Annotated in this window: 18 protein-coding genes and 1 tRNA gene; 10 read left to right on the top strand and 9 right to left on the bottom strand. The window is 67.7% G+C overall.

Annotated elements, in window-relative coordinates; translation table 11 throughout:
* The first annotated feature begins 361 nt into the window (after positions 1–361).
* The 7 genes from OG714_RS25730 to OG714_RS25760 all read left to right on the top strand — a co-directional run bounded on the left by OG714_RS25730 (position 362) and on the right by OG714_RS25760 (position 9,138).
* Positions 362–1,213 carry an FhaA domain-containing protein gene (locus OG714_RS25730; RefSeq protein WP_406124414.1) on the top strand — a complete coding sequence of 284 codons (852 nt, stop codon included), beginning with the start codon at positions 362–364 and terminating at the stop codon, positions 1,211–1,213.
* A 10-nt stretch (positions 1,214–1,223) separates the two neighbouring features.
* On the top strand, positions 1,224–1,745 hold the full coding sequence (locus OG714_RS25735) for an FHA domain-containing protein (protein WP_384158059.1): 522 nt from the start codon (positions 1,224–1,226) through the stop codon (positions 1,743–1,745).
* Positions 1,746–1,836: 91 nt separating this feature from the next.
* On the top strand, positions 1,837–3,375 hold the full coding sequence (locus tag OG714_RS25740) for a Stp1/IreP family PP2C-type Ser/Thr phosphatase (protein ID WP_406131947.1): 1,539 nt from the start codon (positions 1,837–1,839) through the stop codon (positions 3,373–3,375).
* A gap of 30 nt (positions 3,376–3,405) precedes the next feature.
* Entirely contained in the window at positions 3,406–4,842 is a 1,437-nt protein-coding gene (locus tag OG714_RS25745) for an FtsW/RodA/SpoVE family cell cycle protein (RefSeq protein ID WP_406124416.1), read from the top strand.
* Positions 4,839–6,326, top strand: coding sequence for a peptidoglycan D,D-transpeptidase FtsI family protein (locus OG714_RS25750; RefSeq protein ID WP_406124418.1), 1,488 nt, complete (start codon positions 4,839–4,841; stop codon positions 6,324–6,326). Before OG714_RS25745 ends, OG714_RS25750 begins: the two co-directional genes overlap by 4 nt.
* Positions 6,327–6,496: 170 nt before the next feature.
* Complete coding sequence (gene pknB / locus OG714_RS25755) at positions 6,497–8,485, top strand: Stk1 family PASTA domain-containing Ser/Thr kinase (RefSeq protein ID WP_406124420.1); 1,989 nt, start codon at positions 6,497–6,499, stop codon at positions 8,483–8,485.
* Positions 8,486–8,688: 203 nt separating this feature from the next.
* Entirely contained in the window at positions 8,689–9,138 is a 450-nt protein-coding gene (locus OG714_RS25760) for a hypothetical protein (RefSeq protein ID WP_406124421.1), read from the top strand.
* A gap of 82 nt (positions 9,139–9,220) precedes the next feature.
* Here the strand turns inward: OG714_RS25760 and OG714_RS25765 are convergent, their stop codons facing one another.
* From OG714_RS25765 to OG714_RS25790, 6 genes are read right to left on the bottom strand one after another with little or no spacing between them, the layout of a single operon-like run.
* Positions 9,221–9,976 carry a class E sortase gene (locus OG714_RS25765; RefSeq protein ID WP_406124422.1) on the bottom strand — a complete coding sequence of 252 codons (756 nt, stop codon included), beginning with the start codon at positions 9,974–9,976 and terminating at the stop codon, positions 9,221–9,223.
* A 6-nt stretch (positions 9,977–9,982) separates the two neighbouring features.
* The gene (locus tag OG714_RS25770) at positions 9,983–11,056 is read right to left on the bottom strand and encodes a class E sortase (RefSeq protein WP_406124424.1); all 1,074 of its coding nucleotides are present in this window, start codon (positions 11,054–11,056) and stop codon (positions 9,983–9,985) included.
* A complete protein-coding gene (locus OG714_RS25775; protein WP_406124426.1) occupies positions 11,053–11,691 on the bottom strand; it encodes an aminodeoxychorismate/anthranilate synthase component II in 639 nt (212 codons plus the stop codon). Before OG714_RS25775 ends, OG714_RS25770 begins: the two co-directional genes overlap by 4 nt.
* Entirely contained in the window at positions 11,688–11,897 is a 210-nt protein-coding gene (locus OG714_RS25780) for a hypothetical protein (protein ID WP_200676935.1), read from the bottom strand. Before OG714_RS25780 ends, OG714_RS25775 begins: the two co-directional genes overlap by 4 nt.
* Positions 11,898–11,901: 4 nt before the next feature.
* Complete coding sequence (locus OG714_RS25785; RefSeq protein WP_406124428.1) at positions 11,902–12,600, bottom strand: class E sortase; 699 nt, start codon at positions 12,598–12,600, stop codon at positions 11,902–11,904.
* 36 nt (positions 12,601–12,636) lie between these two features.
* Positions 12,637–13,416, bottom strand: coding sequence for a DUF881 domain-containing protein (locus OG714_RS25790; RefSeq protein ID WP_406124430.1), 780 nt, complete (start codon positions 13,414–13,416; stop codon positions 12,637–12,639).
* A 142-nt stretch (positions 13,417–13,558) separates the two neighbouring features.
* On the opposite strand from OG714_RS25790, the gene crgA reads away from it, so the two are divergent.
* Entirely contained in the window at positions 13,559–13,813 is a 255-nt protein-coding gene (gene crgA, locus OG714_RS25795; RefSeq protein WP_019073554.1) for a cell division protein CrgA, read from the top strand.
* Between the two features lie 295 nt (positions 13,814–14,108).
* On the opposite strand, the gene OG714_RS25800 is transcribed toward crgA, so the two are convergent.
* A complete protein-coding gene (locus OG714_RS25800) occupies positions 14,109–15,020 on the bottom strand; it encodes a rhomboid family intramembrane serine protease (RefSeq protein WP_406124432.1) in 912 nt (303 codons plus the stop codon).
* Positions 15,021–15,105: 85 nt separating this feature from the next.
* Entirely contained in the window at positions 15,106–15,633 is a 528-nt protein-coding gene (locus OG714_RS25805; protein ID WP_406124434.1) for a peptidylprolyl isomerase, read from the bottom strand.
* A 320-nt stretch (positions 15,634–15,953) separates the two neighbouring features.
* Here OG714_RS25805 and OG714_RS25810 point away from each other — a divergent pair, with 320 nt between their 5' ends.
* Entirely contained in the window at positions 15,954–16,655 is a 702-nt protein-coding gene (locus OG714_RS25810; protein WP_406124435.1) for a DUF5324 family protein, read from the top strand.
* Between the two features lie 425 nt (positions 16,656–17,080).
* Here the strand turns inward: OG714_RS25810 and OG714_RS25815 are convergent.
* Positions 17,081–17,153 (bottom strand) — tRNA-Ala (locus tag OG714_RS25815).
* A 180-nt stretch (positions 17,154–17,333) separates the two neighbouring features.
* On the opposite strand from OG714_RS25815, the gene OG714_RS25820 reads away from it, so the two are divergent.
* Positions 17,334–17,882 carry a DNA-binding protein gene (locus OG714_RS25820; protein WP_019055167.1) on the top strand — a complete coding sequence of 183 codons (549 nt, stop codon included), beginning with the start codon at positions 17,334–17,336 and terminating at the stop codon, positions 17,880–17,882.
* The last annotated feature ends 46 nt before the right edge of the window (positions 17,883–17,928 follow it).

Below are 17,928 nucleotides of genomic sequence, written 5' to 3' on the forward strand. Positions count from 1 at the left end.
ACCCGGCGAACAGCCGTCGAACACTCACCGAACACCCCCACCGCCCCCCCTACGTATCAACGTGGACCGGTTCACGTATCAACCTCGTACCGGTAACAGCCATCTCCCCAGGAGGCGGCCAAGGTCCACAGTCAGGTGCGGGACACTTGTCTGCGGCCCCCTCTACGATCCTGGGCAGGAGTACTGACAGGAGTAGTGGCAGAAGGAGTTCGACCGGGCCGACAAGGGGGAACCAGCCGATTTACCGGCGCGTGGATACGATCAGTAAGCAGTACCAAGGCAGTCAGCACGACAATCACCACGACAGCCGGCCCGGCGGTCGGTACGACAGCCAGTGCGGCAACGACGGAGGAGGTGCCCCATGGGAGTCCTGAAGAAGTTCGAGCAACGCCTCGAAGGTCTGGTCAACGGCACCTTCGCCAAGGTGTTCAAGTCCGAGGTCCAGCCCGTCGAGATCGCCGGCGCGCTCCAGCGGGAGTGCGACAACAACGCGACGATCTGGAACCGCGACCGGACCGTCGTACCCAACGACTTCATCGTGGAGCTGAGCACGCCGGACTTCGAGCGGCTCAGCCCCTACTCCGGCCAGCTCGGTGACGAGCTCGCCGGCATGGTGCGCGACTACGCCAAGCAGCAGCGCTACACCTTCATGGGACCCATCAAGGTCCATCTGGAGAAGGCGGACGACCTCGACACCGGTCTGTACCGGGTGCGCAGCCGTACGCTCGCCTCCTCCACCAACCAGCAGGCTCCCGGCACCCCCGCTCCGGCGGCACCGCCGGCAGCGGGACGGCCCGGCGGCTACGGCTATCCGGCCGCCGCCGCCGCGCCCGCGAGCGCCCCGCCTCCCATGCCGGCCGCACCGCCGCCCGGCGGCCGCGGCTCGGCGCCGTACCTCCAGCCCGCGCCCGCCGCCCCGGCGGCCGGGGTGCGGATGCGGTACTGGGTGGAGATCAACGGCGCCCGCCATCAGATCTCCCGCGCGACGTTGGTGATGGGCCGCAGCACCGAAGCCGACGTGCGGATCGACGACCCCGGCGTATCCCGCCGGCACTGTGAGATCCGGACCGGAACGCCCTCGGTGATCCAGGATCTCGGGTCCACCAACGGCATCGTGGTGGACGGGCAGCACACCACCCGCGCTACGCTCCGCGACGGCTCGCGGATCGTCGTGGGCAGCACCACCATCATTTACCGGCAAGCCGAAGGGTGAAGCGGGGGCAATGTCAGAGCTGACCCTCACGGTCATGCGGCTGGGTTTCCTGGCCGTACTGTGGCTGTTCGTGATCGTGGCCGTGCAGGTCATCCGCAGCGACCTGTTCGGAACGCGTGTCACACAGCGCGGCTCGCGACGGGAAGCCGGACGACCGCAGCAGCAGGCCGCCCGGCAGGCGGCGCCTCCGCAGCAGCGCCAGCAGCAGCCGAGCGGGGGCGGCCGGCAGCGCCGTAACGCCCCCACCAAACTCGTCGTCAGTGAGGGAATCCTCACCGGCACCACCGTCGCGCTCCAGGGCCAGACCATCACCCTGGGCCGGGCGCACGATTCGACGATCGTGCTGGACGACGACTACGCGTCCAGCCGCCATGCCAGGATCTACCCGGACCGCGACGGCCAGTGGATCGTCGAGGACCTCGGATCCACGAACGGCACGTACCTGGACCGGTCCCGGCTGACGACCCCCACACCGATTCCGCTGGGCGCGCCGATCCGCATCGGCAAGACCGTCATCGAGCTGCGGAAGTAGTACAGACAATGAGCGAGCGGAGCGAGCACGCAGCGGCGGACCGCCTGGCGGACCCCGGCGCGCTCCCGACCGGAGGGTGGGCACCGTGCGGATGTACCCGGAGCCGACGGGCGAGGTGCGCATGAGTCTGTCACTGCGCTTCGCCGCCGGATCGCACAAAGGCATGATCCGCGAGGGCAACGAGGACTCCGGCTACGCCGGTCCACGCCTCCTCGCGATCGCGGACGGGATGGGCGGCCAGGCCGCCGGTGAGGTCGCCTCCTCCGAGGTGATCTCCACCATCGTCTCGCTCGACGACGACGTGCCGGGCTCCGACATCCTCACCTCGCTCGGCACCGCCGTGCAGCGGGCCAACGACCAGTTGCGCATGATGGTCGAGGAGGACCCCCAGCTGGAGGGCATGGGCACCACGCTCACCGCCCTGCTGTGGACCGGGCAGCGCCTCGGCCTCGTCCATGTCGGCGACTCCCGCGCCTACTTGCTGCGCGACGGCGTGCTGACCCAGATCACCCAGGACCACACCTGGGTGCAGCGGCTGGTCGACGAGGGCCGGATCACCGAGGAAGAGGCCACCACTCACCCGCAGCGCGCGCTCCTCATGCGCGCGCTCGGCAGTGGCGACCACGTCGAGCCGGACCTGTCGATCCGTGAGGTCCGCGCCGGCGACCGGTACTTGATCTGTTCCGACGGGCTGTCAGGAGTCGTCTCCCACCAGACGATGGAGGACACCCTCGCCAGCTACCAGGGCCCCCAGGAGACCGTGCAGGAGCTGATCCAGCTCGCGCTGCGCGGTGGCGGCCCCGACAACATCACGGTGATCATCGCCGACGTCCTCGACCTCGACACCGGCGACACCCTCGCCGCGCAGCTGTCGGACACGCCGGTCATCGTCGGCGCGGTCGCCGAGAACCAGCTCCACCAGCACGACAACGGCATCATGCAGACCCCGGCCGGCCGCGCCTCCGGGCTCGGCCGCCAGGTGCCCGGACAGAACGGCGGGGGCGGCGAGTTCGGCCCGCCCGGCTCCGGAGACACCACCGGCTACGCCCCCGAGGGCAGCTTCGGGGACTACTCCGACGACGACTTCGTGAAGCCCTCCAGGGGCCGCAAGTGGTTCAAGAGATCCTTCTACACCGTGCTCGCGCTCGCGGTCATCGGCGGCGGCCTGTACGGCGGCTGGCGCTGGACACAGACGCAGTACTTCGTCGGCGCCAACGGCGAACACGTCGCGCTGTACCGGGGCATCAGCCAGGATCTCGCCTGGGTCTCGCTGTCGAAGGTGGAGAAGGACCACCCCGACATCGAACTCAAGTACCTGCCGCCGTACCAGCAGAAGCAGGTCAAGGCGACGATCGCCGAGGGCGGTCTCCAGGACGCCCAGAAGAAGATCGCCGACCTCGCCGTGCAGGCCTCCGCGTGCAAGAAGGAGTCCGAGCGCGAGAGTGCCGCCGGCAAGCCCGGTGGCACCACGGGAACCACCAGCACCTCGCTCACGTCCAAGGCCACGCCGAAGCCGTCTCCTTCGACCACGACTTCGACGTCCCCGTCCCCGACCCCGTCTGCGACTCCCAGCCCCGGTCCCAGCCTTTCGGAGGAAGAGCAGCAGGTCGTCTCGCAGTGCAGCAAGTAATAGGCAAGCCGTGAGAGGCCCCGTCACACGATGAGCAGTTCTACCAACACGCCGTCGCACCACACGTCCACGATCGGCTCCATCGGCGCACCGAGCCGGCGCAACACCGAGCTGGCGCTCCTGGTGTTCGCGGTCGTCATCCCGGTGTTCGCCTACGCCAACGTGGGCCTGGCCATCAACGACCAGGTGCCGTCCGGGCTGCTGAGTTACGGCCTGGGCCTCGGCCTGCTGGCCGGCGTCGCACACCTGGCCGTACGCAAGTTCGCGCCGTACGCGGACCCGCTGCTGCTGCCGTTGGCGACGCTGCTGAACGGCATGGGACTCGTCATCATCTGGCGGCTCGACCAGTCGAAGCTGCTCCAGTCCATCAACCAGGCGGGCAACGCGGCGCCGCGCCAGCTGCTGTACACCGCGATGGGCATCGGACTGTTCGCCGTCGTCCTGATCTTCCTCAAGGACCACCGCGCCCTCCAGCGCTACACGTACATCTCCATGGTCGGCGCGCTCGTCCTGCTGCTGCTGCCGCTGGTGCCGGGCCTCGGCGCCAACATCTACGGCGCGAAGATCTGGATCTCGGTCGGCGGATTCTCCATCCAGCCCGGTGAGTTCGCGAAGATCGTCCTCGCGATCTTCTTCGCCGGCTACCTGATGGTGAAGCGCGACGCGCTCGCCCTGGCCAGCCGCCGCTTCATGGGCCTGTACCTGCCCCGCGGCCGCGACCTCGGCCCGATCCTGGTCGTCTGGTTCATCTCGATCCTGATCCTGGTCTTCGAGACCGACCTCGGAACGTCGCTGCTGTTCTTCGGAATGTTCATCATCATGCTGTACGTCGCCACCGAGCGGACCAGCTGGATCGTCTTCGGTCTGCTGATGTCCGCGGCCGGCGCGGTCGGCGTGGCCAGCTTCGAATCGCACGTCCAGCAGCGCGTCCAGGCCTGGCTCAACCCGATGAAGGAGTACACGCTCAGCAAGACCGTCGCCGGGCACTCCGCGCAGTCGATGGAGGCCCTGTGGGCCTTCGGCTCGGGCGGCACGCTCGGCACCGGTCTCGGCCAGGGCCACTCGGACCTCATCCGGTTCGCCGCCAACTCCGACTTCATCCTCGCCACCTTCGGCGAGGAACTGGGCCTCGCCGGCGTCATGGCGATCCTGCTCCTGTACGGCCTGATCGTGGAGCGCGGTGTCCGCACCGCCCTCGCCGCCCGTGACCCGTTCGGCAAGCTCCTCGCCGTCGGCCTCTCCGGCGGCATGGCCCTCCAGGTCTTCGTCGTCGCGGGCGGCGTGATGGGCCTGATCCCGCTGACCGGTATGACGATGCCCTTCGTGGCGTACGGCGGTTCCTCCGTCATCGCCAACTGGGCCCTCATCGGCATCCTGATCCGCATCAGCGACACCGCCCGCCGCCCGGCCCCCGCGCCGGCCCCCAGCCCCGACGCCGAGATGACCCAGGTGGTCCGCCCGTCATGAACAAGCCCCTGCGCCGGATCGCGCTCTTCTGCGGCCTCCTGGTCCTCACGCTGTTGCTGCGCGACAACTGGCTCCAGTACGTCAAGGCCGACAGCCTCAAGGACGACGACAACAACCGCCGTGTCACGATCGCCCGTTACGCGACCCCACGCGGCGACATCATCGTCGACGGCGACCCGATCACCGGTTCCACCGAGACCAGCACCTCCGGGCTGAACGACCTGAAGTACAAGCGCACCTACAAGAACGGCGCGATGTGGGCGCCGGTCACCGGATACGCCTCGCAGGCCTTCGGCGCCAACCAGCTGGAGTCCATCGAGGACGGCATCCTCTCCGGCACCGACGACCGGCTCTTCTTCCGCAACACCCTCGACATGATCACGGGCAAGGCGAAGTCGGGCGGCAACGTCGTCACCACCCTCAACGAGGCCGCGCAGAAGGCCGCGTGGAAGGGTCTGACGAAGCAGGGCGGCAAGGGCGCGGTCGTCGCCCTCGACCCGTCCACCGGCAAGATCCTGGCGCTGGCGTCCTACCCGTCGTACGACCCGTCGTCGTTCGCCGGGAACTCCACCACCACGGACTCCAAGGCCTGGCAGAAGCTCCAGAAGAAGTACGACCCGGACGACCCGATGCTCAACCGGGCGCTGCGCGAGACCTACCCGCCGGGCTCCACCTTCAAGGTGGTCACCGCGGCCGCAGCCCTGGAGAACAACCTGTACTCGTCCGCCGACTCGGCGACCGACTCGCCGCTGCCCTACATCATGAAGGGCACCACGACCGAGCTGAAGAACGAGGGCAACATCCCCTGCAAGAACGCGACCATGCGCGTCGCGCTGCAGTACTCCTGCAACACGGTCTTCGGCAAGATCGGCTCGGACCTCGGCAACGACAAGATGCTGGCCGAGGCCAAGGAGTTCGGCTTCGACTCCGAGCAGTTCACGCCGATCCGCTCCAGCGCCTCGGTCTTCTCCGACAAGATGAACTCCTCGCAGACCGCGCTGTCCTCGATCGGCCAGTACAACACCGCCGCGACCCCGCTCCAGATGGCGATGGTCGCCTCCGCGGTCGCCAACGACGGCAAGCTGATGAAGCCGTACATGGTCGACAAGCTCCAGTCGTCGAACCTCGACACCATCGCGCAGACCGAGCCGGAGGAGTTGAGCCAGCCGCTCTCCTCGAAGAACGCGCAGGTCCTTCAGTCGATGATGGAGACGGTCGTCGACAAGGGCACCGGCACGAACGCGAAGATCAGCGGCGTCACCGTCGGCGGCAAGACCGGCACCGCGCAGCACGGTGTCGCCAACAGCGAGAACCCGTACGCCTGGTTCGTCTCGTACGCCAAGCTCCCCGACGGCAGTTCGCCGGTCGCCGTGGCCGTGGTCATCGAGGACTCCAGCGCCAACCGTGACGACATCTCCGGCGGCGGTCTCGCGGCCCCGATCGCGAAGAGTGTCATGGAGGCGGTCATCGACAGCAAGAAGTGACTCCGCTCACGTCCCCTTCACATCGGTGCACGTTGCGATACCGGTCCTGTATCGGGTGACGGGCTTGGCCAGGTCACACAAAGCCAGCCGGGTACGGTAGGCCCGGACGGCTAGCCTCCGACCGCACATCCGTGCGGGTCGGGACCGACGGAGAGGGCTGGTAGGGAACTATGGAAGAGCCGCGTCGCCTCGGCGGCCGGTACGAGCTGGGCCAGGTGCTCGGCCGTGGTGGCATGGCGGAGGTCTACCTCGCCCATGACACACGCCTCGGCCGCACGGTGGCGGTGAAGACGCTGCGCGTCGACCTTGCGCGCGACCCTTCCTTCCAGGCCCGGTTCCGCCGGGAGGCCCAGTCGGCCGCCTCGCTCAACCATCCCGCGATCGTCGCGGTCTACGACACGGGCGAGGACTACGTCGACGGGGTCTCGATCCCGTACATCGTCATGGAGTACGTCGACGGTTCGACGCTCCGTGAGCTGCTCCACAGCGGCCGCAAGCTGCTGCCGGAGCGCTCGATGGAGATGACCATCGGCATCCTCCAGGCCCTGGAGTACTCGCACCGCAACGGCATCGTCCACCGCGACATCAAGCCGGCCAACGTCATGCTGACGCGCACCGGCCAGGTCAAGGTGATGGACTTCGGCATCGCCCGCGCCATGGGCGACTCCGGCATGACGATGACCCAGACGTCCGCGGTGATCGGCACCGCCCAGTACCTCTCCCCGGAGCAGGCGAAGGGCGAACAGGTCGACGCCCGCTCGGACCTCTACTCGACGGGCTGCCTCCTCTACGAACTCCTGACCGTACGGCCGCCGTTCGTGGGCGACTCCCCGGTCGCGGTCGCGTACCAGCATGTGCGGGAGGAGCCGCAGCCCCCGTCCGTCTTCGACCCCGAGATCACGCCCGAGATGGACGCGATCGTCCTGCGGGCCCTGGTCAAGGACCCCAACTACCGCTACCAGTCGGCCGACGACATGCGCATCGACATCGAGGCCTGCCTCGACGGCCAGCCGGTCGCGGCGACGGCGGCGATGGGTTCGGTCGGCTACGGCGGCTACGGCGACGACCAGCCGACGACGGCCCTGCGCTCCGACGCCGGCGCCACGACGATGCTGCCCCCCATGAACCCGGACGACGGCGGCTTCGGCTACGACGACCGCCCCGACCGGCGCCGCCAGCAGAAGAAGAAGACGAACACGTCGACGATCCTGCTGGTCGTGGCGGCGGTCCTGGTGCTGGTGGGCGCGATCCTGATCGGGAAGTGGGCGTTCAGCGGGAACGGCGGCGCGGACAAACCGTTCGCGGCCCCGAACTTCGTCGGCCAGACCTACGCCAGCGCGCAGACCATGGCCGTCAACTCCGGTCTGAAGCTGGCGGAGCCCACCCGCAAGGCCTGCGAGAACGCGCCGAAGGGCAGCGTCTGCTCGCAGGACCCGAAGGCGAACACCGACGTCAACAAGGGCGACACCATCAACCTGGTCGTCTCGACCGGCGCCCCGAAGGTCGTCGTACCGAGTGTCGTCGGCCAGAGCTTCGACGACGCCTCCGAGACGCTCTCCGGCGACAAGTACCAGTTCAAGGTGGAGAAGAAGGAGAAGGTGTCCGGCGAGGACCCCGGCACGGTCCTGGAGCAGGACCCCGTCCTCGGCACGGAGGTCCAGAAGGGCACCACGATCACCCTGACCGTCGCGAAGGCCGAGGAGAAGTCCACGGTCCCGGACGTCAGCGGCAAGAGCTGTGACGACGCCAAGGCGCAGATGCAGCAGAACAACCTCGTCGGCAACTGCACCGAGGTGGCGACCACCGACACGAACCTGAACGGCAAGGTCGTCGCGACCACGCCGTCGGCCGGGACGCAGGTCGACAAGAACTCGTCGGTCAACATCCAGATCGGCAAGGTCTCCCAGACCCAGGTCCCGAACGTCGTTACCCAGACAGTGAAGAACGCCAAGCAGATCCTGCAGGAGAACGGCTTCAACAACATCCAGTTCGCCGACGGCAGCGATCAGAGCGACAACGCGATCGTGACCGGGATCGACCCGGGCGCGGGCAACGCGGTCGACCCGAGCAACACGACGATCACCCTCACCACCGTGGGCACCGGCAACAACAACGGCAACAACGGCGGTGGTGGCTTCTTCGGGGGCAACTCCGGATAGCGGCACCGGTACGACATGACGGAGCCCCGGCACCCTGAGAAGGGTGCCGGGGCTCTTTCGCGTCCGGCGCCACCAGGCCCAGTCGACAACCGATGCGGCCCAACTCCCTTGCGGCTCAAAGACGTTGGTCGAAAAACCGCTGGCACTAAATGATCTTTCCCGCATAGTCTCCAGCCGATCACAGCCCAACCAGGAGGAGAATCATGCGCAAGGTACTCGGAGCACTCGCGGCAACCGCCGCCATCGTCGCGTCCGGCGTTGTGTTCGCGCCCGCGGCGAGCGCCGCCGGCTACGGCTGTGCCGGATCGGAGATCGACACCTACCCGGTGAAGACCTCGGGAGGAACCCAGTACGCCACGATCCACCTGTACTTCGATTCTTCGACAGACAAGAACTGCGCGGTGACGGTGGTCACCGCCGCCGGCGGCTCCGGAACCTCCGAGACGACCATGGCGAGCATTTCGGAGTGTTCGGGAACCACCCTCAGCAGCTGCGTCGGTGGGGCGATCATCACCAAGGCCGACGTCGGAAGCTACGCGTCCTACGCAGGGCCGGTGACAGTCCCCGGAGGGGGCCACTGCGTTCTCGTGTCCGGTTCTCGCACGCACAACGGCGTGGTTGCCGGAAATCAGTACGGCCCTGTGCACTGCTGACCTCGGTCCAATGCCAGAGCCCCGGCACCCTGAGAAGGGCGCCGGGGCTCTTTCGTTCGTGCGGTGCGCTACGACCCTGCCGTCAGCGAAGCTCCTTCGGCGGTGTCCGCGCGCTGTCCACCTTGTCGACGCGGACCAGCTCGCCCCACACCACATACCGGTACCGGGACGTGTACACCGGCGTGCAGGTCGTCAGGGTGATGTAGTGGCCGGCCTTCTTCTTGCCGGACTCCGCGGGGATCTGGGCGAGGGTCTTGACGTTGTACTTCGAGGTCTCGGGAAGGATGTCGTAGACCTTGTAGACGTACCAGTCGTCCTTCGTCTCGAAGACGATCGGGTCGCCCTTCTTGAGCTTGTCGATGTTGTGGAACTTGGCGCCGTGGCCGTCGCGGTGGGCGGCGAGGGTGAAGTTGCCGTTCTTGCCGGTGGTGGGGAGGGCGGACTTGACCGGGTCGGTGTAGTAGCCGGCGACGCCGTCGTTCAGGACGCTCGTCTCGGTGCCCTTCTCGACCAGCACCTCGCCGTTCTTCATGGCGGGCACGTGCAGGAAGCCGATGCCGTCCTTGGTGTCGAGTGCGCCGGGGCCGGTGTCCTTGTCCTTGGACCAGTTGTTCCGGACCTTGTCGCCCTGTTTGTCGGCCGTGCGGTCGGCGACGACGTTCGTCCACCACAGGGAGTAGACGACGAACAGGCCGAGGATCAGGCCCGCCGTGATGAGGAGTTCACCGAAGAGGCTGACCGCCGTCGCGACCGGGCCGGTGCCGCGGGGGCGGTCCGGTGGGGGCGCGGGGGTGTCGGTCTGCTCGTCGGTGTCGTCGGTGGTCGCTGCCACGTTCATCTGCCCTTACTCGATGAGCGCATCCGGCTTGCCCTTGCTGCGCGGCCGTTCCTCGACCATCTTGCCCCAGACGATCAGCCGGTACTTGCTGGTGAACTCCGGCGTACAGGTCGTCAGCGTGATGTAGCGGCCGGGCTTGGTGAAGCCCGAGCCCTTGGGGATGGGGTCGATGACACTGGTGTTGCTCGGCGCCGTCACGGGCAGCGTCTTCGTCATCTTGTAGACGTAGTAGGTGGACTGGGTCTCCACCACGACCTCGTCGCCCGGCTTGAGCTGGTTGATGTACCGGAACGGTTCGCCATGGGTGTTGCGGTGCGCGGCGAGCGCGAAGTTGCCGGTCTTCGCGTCCGGCATCGCGGTCTTGAGGGAGCCCTCGCTGTAGTGCCCGACCATCCCCTTGTCGAGCACCTTCTTGTTGCTGACGCCCTCGGCGATCGGCGCCACCACGTCCAGCTTGGGGATGTGCAGGATGGCGAAGCCCTGCCCCGGCGAGAACTCTCCCGGAGCGCGCTTGCCGGTCGCCCAGTCGTTCTGCAGCTGACTCGCCTCGCTGCCGGCCTGCGCGTGCGCCCGTACGTTCGTCCACCACAACTGGTAGGTGACGAACAGCAGCATCAGCACGCCGGTGGTGATGAACACCTCGCCGATCGCCCGGCTCGCGACGACCGCGGCACCCGGCTTGTTCGCCCGCTGCCGCCGCCGCGCCTCGACCCGCGAGAGGCCCGTGCCGGCACGGGTTTCCGAGACCTCGGTGGTCTCCTCCGCCGCCCCGCCGGCCCCATGACGCCCGTGGCGCCCCTTGGCGGCCTTTCTCCGGGCCGCACGCCCGCCCGTCGGGGTTCCTGTGGCGGAGGGGGCGGATGGGGCGCCAGACGCCGATATGGACCGGCCGTGGCCCGTCCGCTCCGGCGAGAGGTCCGCTATCCGCAGCGCCACGGTCTCTTCGTCGATCGGACCGTACGGCACCCCGGGCGCACCCTGCGCCTGCGCGCCGTGCCACTGCTCGAACCCGCCCTGCTCCGCGTACGACTGCTCCCCGTACGCGGCCTCGGACTCGCGCTCGGGGCGCAGCGCGGTCACGCCGTGGCCCTGCCCACCACCGGGGCGAGCCCCGCCGACCTCGCCACGGCACCCTGGTCGCCGCACTCCACCAGCCAGTTGGCCAGCATCCGGTGCCCGTGCTCGGTGAGCACCGACTCCGGGTGGAACTGGACGCCCTCGACGGGCAGTTCGCGGTGGCGCAGGCCCATGATGATGCCGTCGTGCGTCCGGGCGGTGACTTCCAGCTCGGCCGGGACCGTACCCGGCTCGGCCGCCAGCGAGTGGTAGCGGGTCGCCGTGAAGGGCGAGGGCAGTCCGGCGAAGACGCCCTTGCCCTCGTGCTCGACGAGCGAGGTCTTGCCGTGCAGCAGCTCGGGGGCGCGGTCCACGACACCGCCGTAGGCCACCTGCATCGACTGCATGCCGAGGCAGACGCCGAAGACGGGTACGCCGGTCGAGGCGCAGTGCCGCACCATCTCGATGCAGACGCCGGCCTCCTCGGGGGTGCCGGGGCCGGGCGAGAGGAGGACGCCGTCGAAGCCGTCCTGGGCGTGCGTGGTCGACACCTCGTCGTTGCGCAGCACCTCGCACTCGGCGCCCAGCTGGTACAGGTACTGGACCAGGTTGAAGACGAAGCTGTCGTAGTTGTCGACGACGAGAATCCGTGCGCTCACTGGTTGTCCACCGTCACATCGTTGAAGGGCAGCAGCGGTTCGGCCCACGGGAAGACGTACTGGAACAGGATGTAGACCACGGCCAGGGCCAGCACGAGCGAAATCAACGCCCTCACCCACGCGTTCCCCGGCAGATGCCGCCAGATCCAGCCGTACATGCCGTCCCTTCCGTCGCGCCACGGCACCGGACTCACGCCGTACGTCACCAGACTAACGGCGCAGCGCGGCTGGTCTCCCGGCCTCCACAGGCTGTGTGGAGTCGAGATGGGCCCAGACGATCAGCCGGTGGCTGTGCCCCCACTCCGGATCGCACGTGGTCAGCGTGAGATAGCGGCCCGAGGCCGTGTACCCGGACTTACGTGGCACAGGATCGATCACCTCAATGTCGGTGGGAACGGTTTTGTAAGGCCCTTTGTCGATCCGATACGTGAACCAGGTGGTCCCGTCCGTCAGCACCACCGCGTCACCCGCACGCAGTTTCGGAAAGTTCACGAAGGGGTCGCCGTACGTCCGCCTGTGCCCCGCCACCGCGAAGTTGCCGACCTGCCCCAGCCGCGCGGTGTTCGCGTAGTGACCGAGCCCCTTCTTGAGGGTGCTCACGTCGGTGTCCTCAAGGACGGGCTTGTTCCACGTGAAACCAAGCCGCGGGATGTACATGATCGCGAAGGGCTTGCCGTCCTTGTACGCGGCCGGCCGCGCCGGAGCGGGCGAGGCGGCGGGCGCCGGTGCGGGGGATGCCTTGGGGTGCGCGGTCTGCTGCGACCACTGGTTCTGCAGCTGGTCGATCTGGTCGCTCATCGTGCGGTCGGCCTTCACGCCGGTCCAGAACAGCACGTAGACCACGAAGAGGACGATCAGGGTGCCTACGGTGATGAAGAGTTCGCTGACGCTCCTGACGATCACGCGCACCGGCAGCTCCCGTACGGCCGCTTACTCCACTGGCTTCTACTCCACTGGCTTCGCGTAGTGCAGATCCACTGTGCCCGAGTACCCGGGAAGAGTCACCGTCCCGTCGTCGGTCACTTTCCAGCCGAGCCCGTAGACGTCGACGTACACCTTGTAGTTCTGGATCGCCTTGGACGCCGTCAGCGCCGCCTGCAACTTCCCCGGATCCCCGACCGCCGTGATCTTGTACGGCGGTGAGTAGACCCGGCCCTGGAGGATCAGGGTGTTGCCCACGCAGCGCACGGCGCTGGTCGAGATCAGCCGCTGGTCCATGACCTTGATGCCCTTGGCGCCGCCCTGCCAGAGGGCGTTCACCACGGCCTGGAGGTCCTGCTGGTGGATGACCAGGTAGTCGGGCTGCGGCTCGGGGTAGCCGGGGAGCTTGGCGGTGGCGTTGGGCGGGGCGTCGTTCAGGGTGACGGTGACGGCCTTGCCCTTGAGCTGCTGCGCGCCCGCGGTCCGCTCCAGCTTGGTGAGCTTCTCGTCGTCGGCGCCCGTGCTGGTGTCGTCCTCCTTGCGGAGGGCGTCGACCTCGTCGCGCAGGACTCCGTTGGCGTCGTTCAGCCGGCCGTTCTTCTGGCTGCGGGCCTGGATCAGGTCGGACAGCTTCAGCAGGGAGGCGTCCGTACGGATGTTGGTGCCCTTGGCCGTGTTGAAACTGGTGAAGAAGATGAGCCCCGCGAGGGCGAAGACGGCCACCGTGAGAATCCGCATGGGACGGAAACGGCGGATACGGGCGGGACTGGTACCCGTCCCGGGGGAGTCGGCAGAATTGCTCAACGTACCCTTATCTCCTTCGGCGCCGCGGAAGCACTACGCTAACGGACGCCCGGGGGAGCACTCAGTGTCCCCTTGTACGCTGCCCCGGAGCCCGCCCCAGTTCCCTGCGCGGCCACGCAGCGCATCGACAGGAGAGACCCTCGTGCCGAAGTCACGTATCCGCAAGAAGGCCGACTACACGCCGCCGCCGGCGAAGACGGCGACCGCCATCAAGTTGAACAGCCGTGCCTGGGTCGCGCCGGTCATGCTGGCCATGTTCGTCATCGGGCTGGCCTGGATCGTCGTCTTCTACGTCACCGACGGTTCCATGCCCATCGACAGCCTGGACAACTGGAACATCGTGGTGGGCTTCGGCTTCATCGCCGCCGGGTTCGGCGTCTCCACACAGTGGAAGTAGCGGCACAAGCAGCGGTCGAAGCTGCGGCCACCACCCGGTGAACGCAGCTCTGCCCACGACTTTCCGCTGAGTTATCCACAGGCCAGAGAAGTATCCACAGCAGGCCTGGGGAAAAAGAACGACGATCTGTGGATAACCCACCGGGTGTTGACGCTGGTGTGACTGACACACCGGCAACCGCAAGCCTGTTCGCCCCCTGCCTGACCTGCATAAACACGGGTCAGCGACAGGGGGCACAGCTGTTCCCGCACGGTATGCACAAGATCCGCCACGCACTGTGGACAACGGTTTGATATCAGCTGAGCTGAGCCGTCCTGATCAGCGTCAACACCACGACGATCACGAGTACGACGGCACACGTCCCGTACTGGATCAGGGCCCGCCGCTCACGCGGGGCGTGCACCATCGCGTACCCGGTGATCACACCGGCGACGAGGCCGCCGATGTGGGCCTGCCAGGCGATGTTCGCCCAGCCGAAGGTGAAGATCAGGTTGATCACCAGCAGGGCGATGACCGGGCGCATGTCGTACCTGAGCCGGCGCATCAGAACCGCGGTCGCGCCGAACAGCCCGAAGATCGCGCCGGAGGCACCGAGCGAGGCCTGATTCGGAGCGCCGAGGAGATAGGTGAGCGCACTCCCCGCGAGGCCCGAGACGAAGTACAGGGCGAGATAGCGAGCGCGGCCGAGGGCCGCCTCCAGGGGGCCGCCGATCCACCACAGGCTCATCATGTTGAAGATGATGTGGATCGGGCTGGCGTGCAGGAACATCGCGGTCAGCAGCCGGTACCACTGCCCCGCGGAGACACCGTCGTACGGCGGGAAGCCGTTGTCCGAGACCTTGCCGACCAGGTCGAGATGGTCGGTGAACTGGTCACCCACCGTCAGCTGGACCAGATAGAAGGCGACGCAGAGACCGATCAGGATCTTGGTCACGAGCCGCGGATCCGCCGCCACCGTGCCACCGGCGATCGTGCGGGGCTGGGCCGCGGTCGGGGTGTGCCCCGTACCGGAGCCGCCGCGGACGCACTCGGGGCACTGGAACCCGACGGAGGCGCTCACCATGCACTCGGGGCAGATCGGGCGCTCGCAGCGGGTGCAGCGGACGCCGGTCTCACGGTCCGGGTGCCGGTAACAGACCGGCAGACTCTGGGCATCCTGGGGCCGCTGTTCCTCCGGGCCCTGCGGGCTGCCTGGCGCCTGGTCCATGGGGTCCCCTCAATCCTTCGTACGCAATGCACCGCCCCGCCCATCCTTACGGACGAGCGGGGCGTTTGGTTCCCGGCGGTAAGTCCTAGCGGGTCTCGACGACGACCGACTCGATGATGACGTCCTCGTCCGGGCGGTCGGTACGCGGGTTGGTCTTGGTGGACGCGATGGCGTCCACGACCTTCTGGCTCGCCGCGTCGGTGATCTCACCGAAGATGGTGTGCTTGCGGGTCAGCCAGGCCGTCGGGGAGACGGTGACGAAGAACTGCGAACCGTTGGTGCCCGGCCCGGCGTTGGCCATGGCCAGCAGGTAGGGCTTGTCGAAGCGCAGGTCGGGGTGGAACTCGTCCTCGAACTGGTATCCGGGGCCACCCGTGCCGTTGCCCAGCGGGTCCCCGCCCTGAATCATGAAGCCGCTGATCACGCGGTGGAAGACAGTGCCGTCGTAGAGCTTGGCCGCGGCCTTCACCCCGGTCTCGGGGTTGGTCCACACACGCTCGCCGGTGGCGAGCTCGACGAAGTTCTTGACCGTCTTGGGCGCGTGGTTCGGCAGAAGCCGGACTTCGATGTCGCCGAGGCTGGTCTTCAGGGTGGCGTAGAGCTGCTCGGCCACGATCTGCCTTCCGTTGTCTTCCTGTGACCCCCAGATCCTCGCACGCTCGCCGTGCCCCGTCGGCCGACGGCCTTCTCTCGGGGCAATTCCACAGGATCCGCTTGCGGAAAACCGGCCGAGTGGGTCCCGGACAGGGGCATGGGGCGGGGATCCGTGGCATTGTCGACGACAAGCTCCCGTTCCCCCGGATTCATCCGATATCGCACGTGATCGTGACCCGGATGCCCGCCCTCTACATGCCCCGTGGTCCGTTGGCATGCATGATCCGTAAATGGGTGGATAGACGAAATACCGTACCGCCACCGAGGAGGAGGAACCCCGTGACCCGCATCGACAGCGTGCGCTCCGCGACCGGTTCGGCGAAGGACAGCGTGCTGCACGCCGCGGAAGTGGTGGCGCCCTACGCCGACACGGCCAAGGACAGGGCTTCGTACTACGCCCATGAGGCTCGCGTACGACTCGCGCCCAAGGTATCGCTGGCCGCAGACCAGGCCCGCGTCCAGTACGACGCCCACGTCGTGCCGCGCCTGGAGCAGGCCCGCACTCATGTACCGCCGAAGGTCGACCAGGCCGCCCAGGAGGCCGCCGTCCGTACCCGCAAGGCTGCCCAGCAGGCCGCCGAGTACTCACGGCCCAGGATCGAGCAGGCGGTCGCCGCCGCAGGCCCGGTCAAGGACGAGGCCGCCGCACGCGGTGCGGCCGCGTTCGCCGCGCTGCGCGGCCAGGTCTCGCCCAAGGAGATCCAGAAGCTGGTCCGCAAGCACGAGCGGCGGGCGAGGGCCGGCCGGCTCGCGAAGGGGCTGGCCGTTCTGGGCATCCTGGCGGGCGGTGCTTTCGCCGCCTGGAAGTGGTGGGACAAGCAGGCCAACCCGGACTGGCTGGTCGAGCCGCCCGTCGCGACCGAGGTGCCCGAGTCGGGGCGACTCACCTCGGTGGACGGCACCGCCCAGGCCGTACTCGACCCCGAGGTCGAGGCCAAGCAGGCCGAGGACGAGGCCGCGGAGAACGACGAACAGCGCTGACGTCCGACGCACTTTCAACATCGCCGTGGGGCAGGAGACTTGAGGGTCTCCTGCCCCACGGCGATGTTTCACGTGGAACAGTCCCGGGCCCAGGCGAAGGTCCTGATTTCTTGATTTACGCAAGTTGCCGCGATGACGTTTGCAACGCCCCAGGTGTACAAGCAGCGCACAGACTCCCTTAACGGACCGCACACCCCTGATTACACGGCCGCATTCACACCAGCTCACACACCTCCCGCACACGCGGGCACACCATCCGCACATCATGCCGCCGACGGGTAGGACACCCCGCCGACTCCATCCGGTACCGATATTTGCGCAAACAACTGCAACGAAGAGTCGCCCCATACGTGACGCACGTCACCTCAAGGGCACAAAGAAACACCGGCCGGACGCCACTGAGGGCGACCGGCCGGTGCGGGATGTGGAGCCTAGGGGAGTCGAACCCCTGACATCTGCCATGCAAAGACAGCGCTCTACCAACTGAGCTAAGGCCCCGCTAGAGAAGCGTCCGACCGGCAGAACCACACACCGGCGGGCTTCGGGGACCAGCGTACCGGGTCACCCCGGGTATCTCGCAAAAACTTGGGGGTCCCGGTGAACGACCACTCTCCGTAAGATGCTCGGCGTGGTTCGCTAGAGCGAACCGCGGTTTTGGGGAAGCGATGGGGAGACGCAATGGACGCCGCACAGCAGGAAGCCACCGCCAGAGCGCGGGAGCTGCAGCGGAATTGGTACGGGGAGCCTTTGGGGGCGCTCTTCCGTAAGCTCATCGACGATCTTGGGCTCAACCAGGCTCGTCTGGCAGGGGTGTTGGGACTGTCCGCGCCGATGTTGTCCCAGCTGATGAGCGGTCAGCGGGCGAAGATCGGCAATCCCGCGGTGGTCCAGCGGGTGCAGTTGCTGCAGGACCTGGCGGGACAGGTCGCGGACGGCAGCGTGAGCGCGGCCGAGGCGACCGAGCGCATGGACGAGATCAAGAAGTCCCAGGGGGGCTCGGTGCTCAGCAACACCACGACCACGACGAGCAGTTCGGGAGCGCCCACGGTCAAGCGGGTGGTCCGCGAGATCCAGTCGCTGCTGCGCTCGGTGGCCGCCGCGGGCGACATCATCGACGCGGCGGACACCCTCGCCCCGACCCACCCCGAACTGGCAGAGTTCCTCCGGGTGTACGGCGCCGGCCGCACCTCGGACGCGGTCGCGCACTACCAGTCCCACCAGAGCTGAGCCCCACGGCCCGGCCGCCGATCGGGGGTTCGGCAGCCGGGCACGT

This window comes from Streptomyces sp. NBC_00989 (assembly GCF_045162655.1).
Classification (GTDB): Bacteria; Actinomycetota; Actinomycetes; order Streptomycetales; family Streptomycetaceae; genus Streptomyces.

Bases quoted from the DNA above. Each gene is read 5' to 3' on its own strand.
- OG714_RS25730 (WP_406124414.1), top strand. From the start codon at position 362: ATGGGAGTCCTGAAGAAGTTCGAGCAACGCCTCGAAGGTCTGGTCAAC.
- OG714_RS25735 (WP_384158059.1), top strand. From the start codon at position 1,224: ATGTCAGAGCTGACCCTCACGGTCATGCGGCTGGGTTTCCTGGCCGTA.
- OG714_RS25740 (WP_406131947.1), top strand. From the start codon at position 1,837: ATGTACCCGGAGCCGACGGGCGAGGTGCGCATGAGTCTGTCACTGCGC.
- OG714_RS25745 (WP_406124416.1), top strand. From the start codon at position 3,406: ATGAGCAGTTCTACCAACACGCCGTCGCACCACACGTCCACGATCGGC.
- OG714_RS25750 (WP_406124418.1), top strand. From the start codon at position 4,839: ATGAACAAGCCCCTGCGCCGGATCGCGCTCTTCTGCGGCCTCCTGGTC.
- pknB (WP_406124420.1), top strand. From the start codon at position 6,497: ATGGAAGAGCCGCGTCGCCTCGGCGGCCGGTACGAGCTGGGCCAGGTG.
- OG714_RS25760 (WP_406124421.1), top strand. From the start codon at position 8,689: ATGCGCAAGGTACTCGGAGCACTCGCGGCAACCGCCGCCATCGTCGCG.
- OG714_RS25765 (WP_406124422.1), bottom strand. From the start codon at position 9,976: ATGAACGTGGCAGCGACCACCGACGACACCGACGAGCAGACCGACACC.
- OG714_RS25800 (WP_406124432.1), bottom strand. From the start codon at position 15,020: ATGGACCAGGCGCCAGGCAGCCCGCAGGGCCCGGAGGAACAGCGGCCC.
- OG714_RS25820 (WP_019055167.1), top strand. From the start codon at position 17,334: ATGGACGCCGCACAGCAGGAAGCCACCGCCAGAGCGCGGGAGCTGCAG.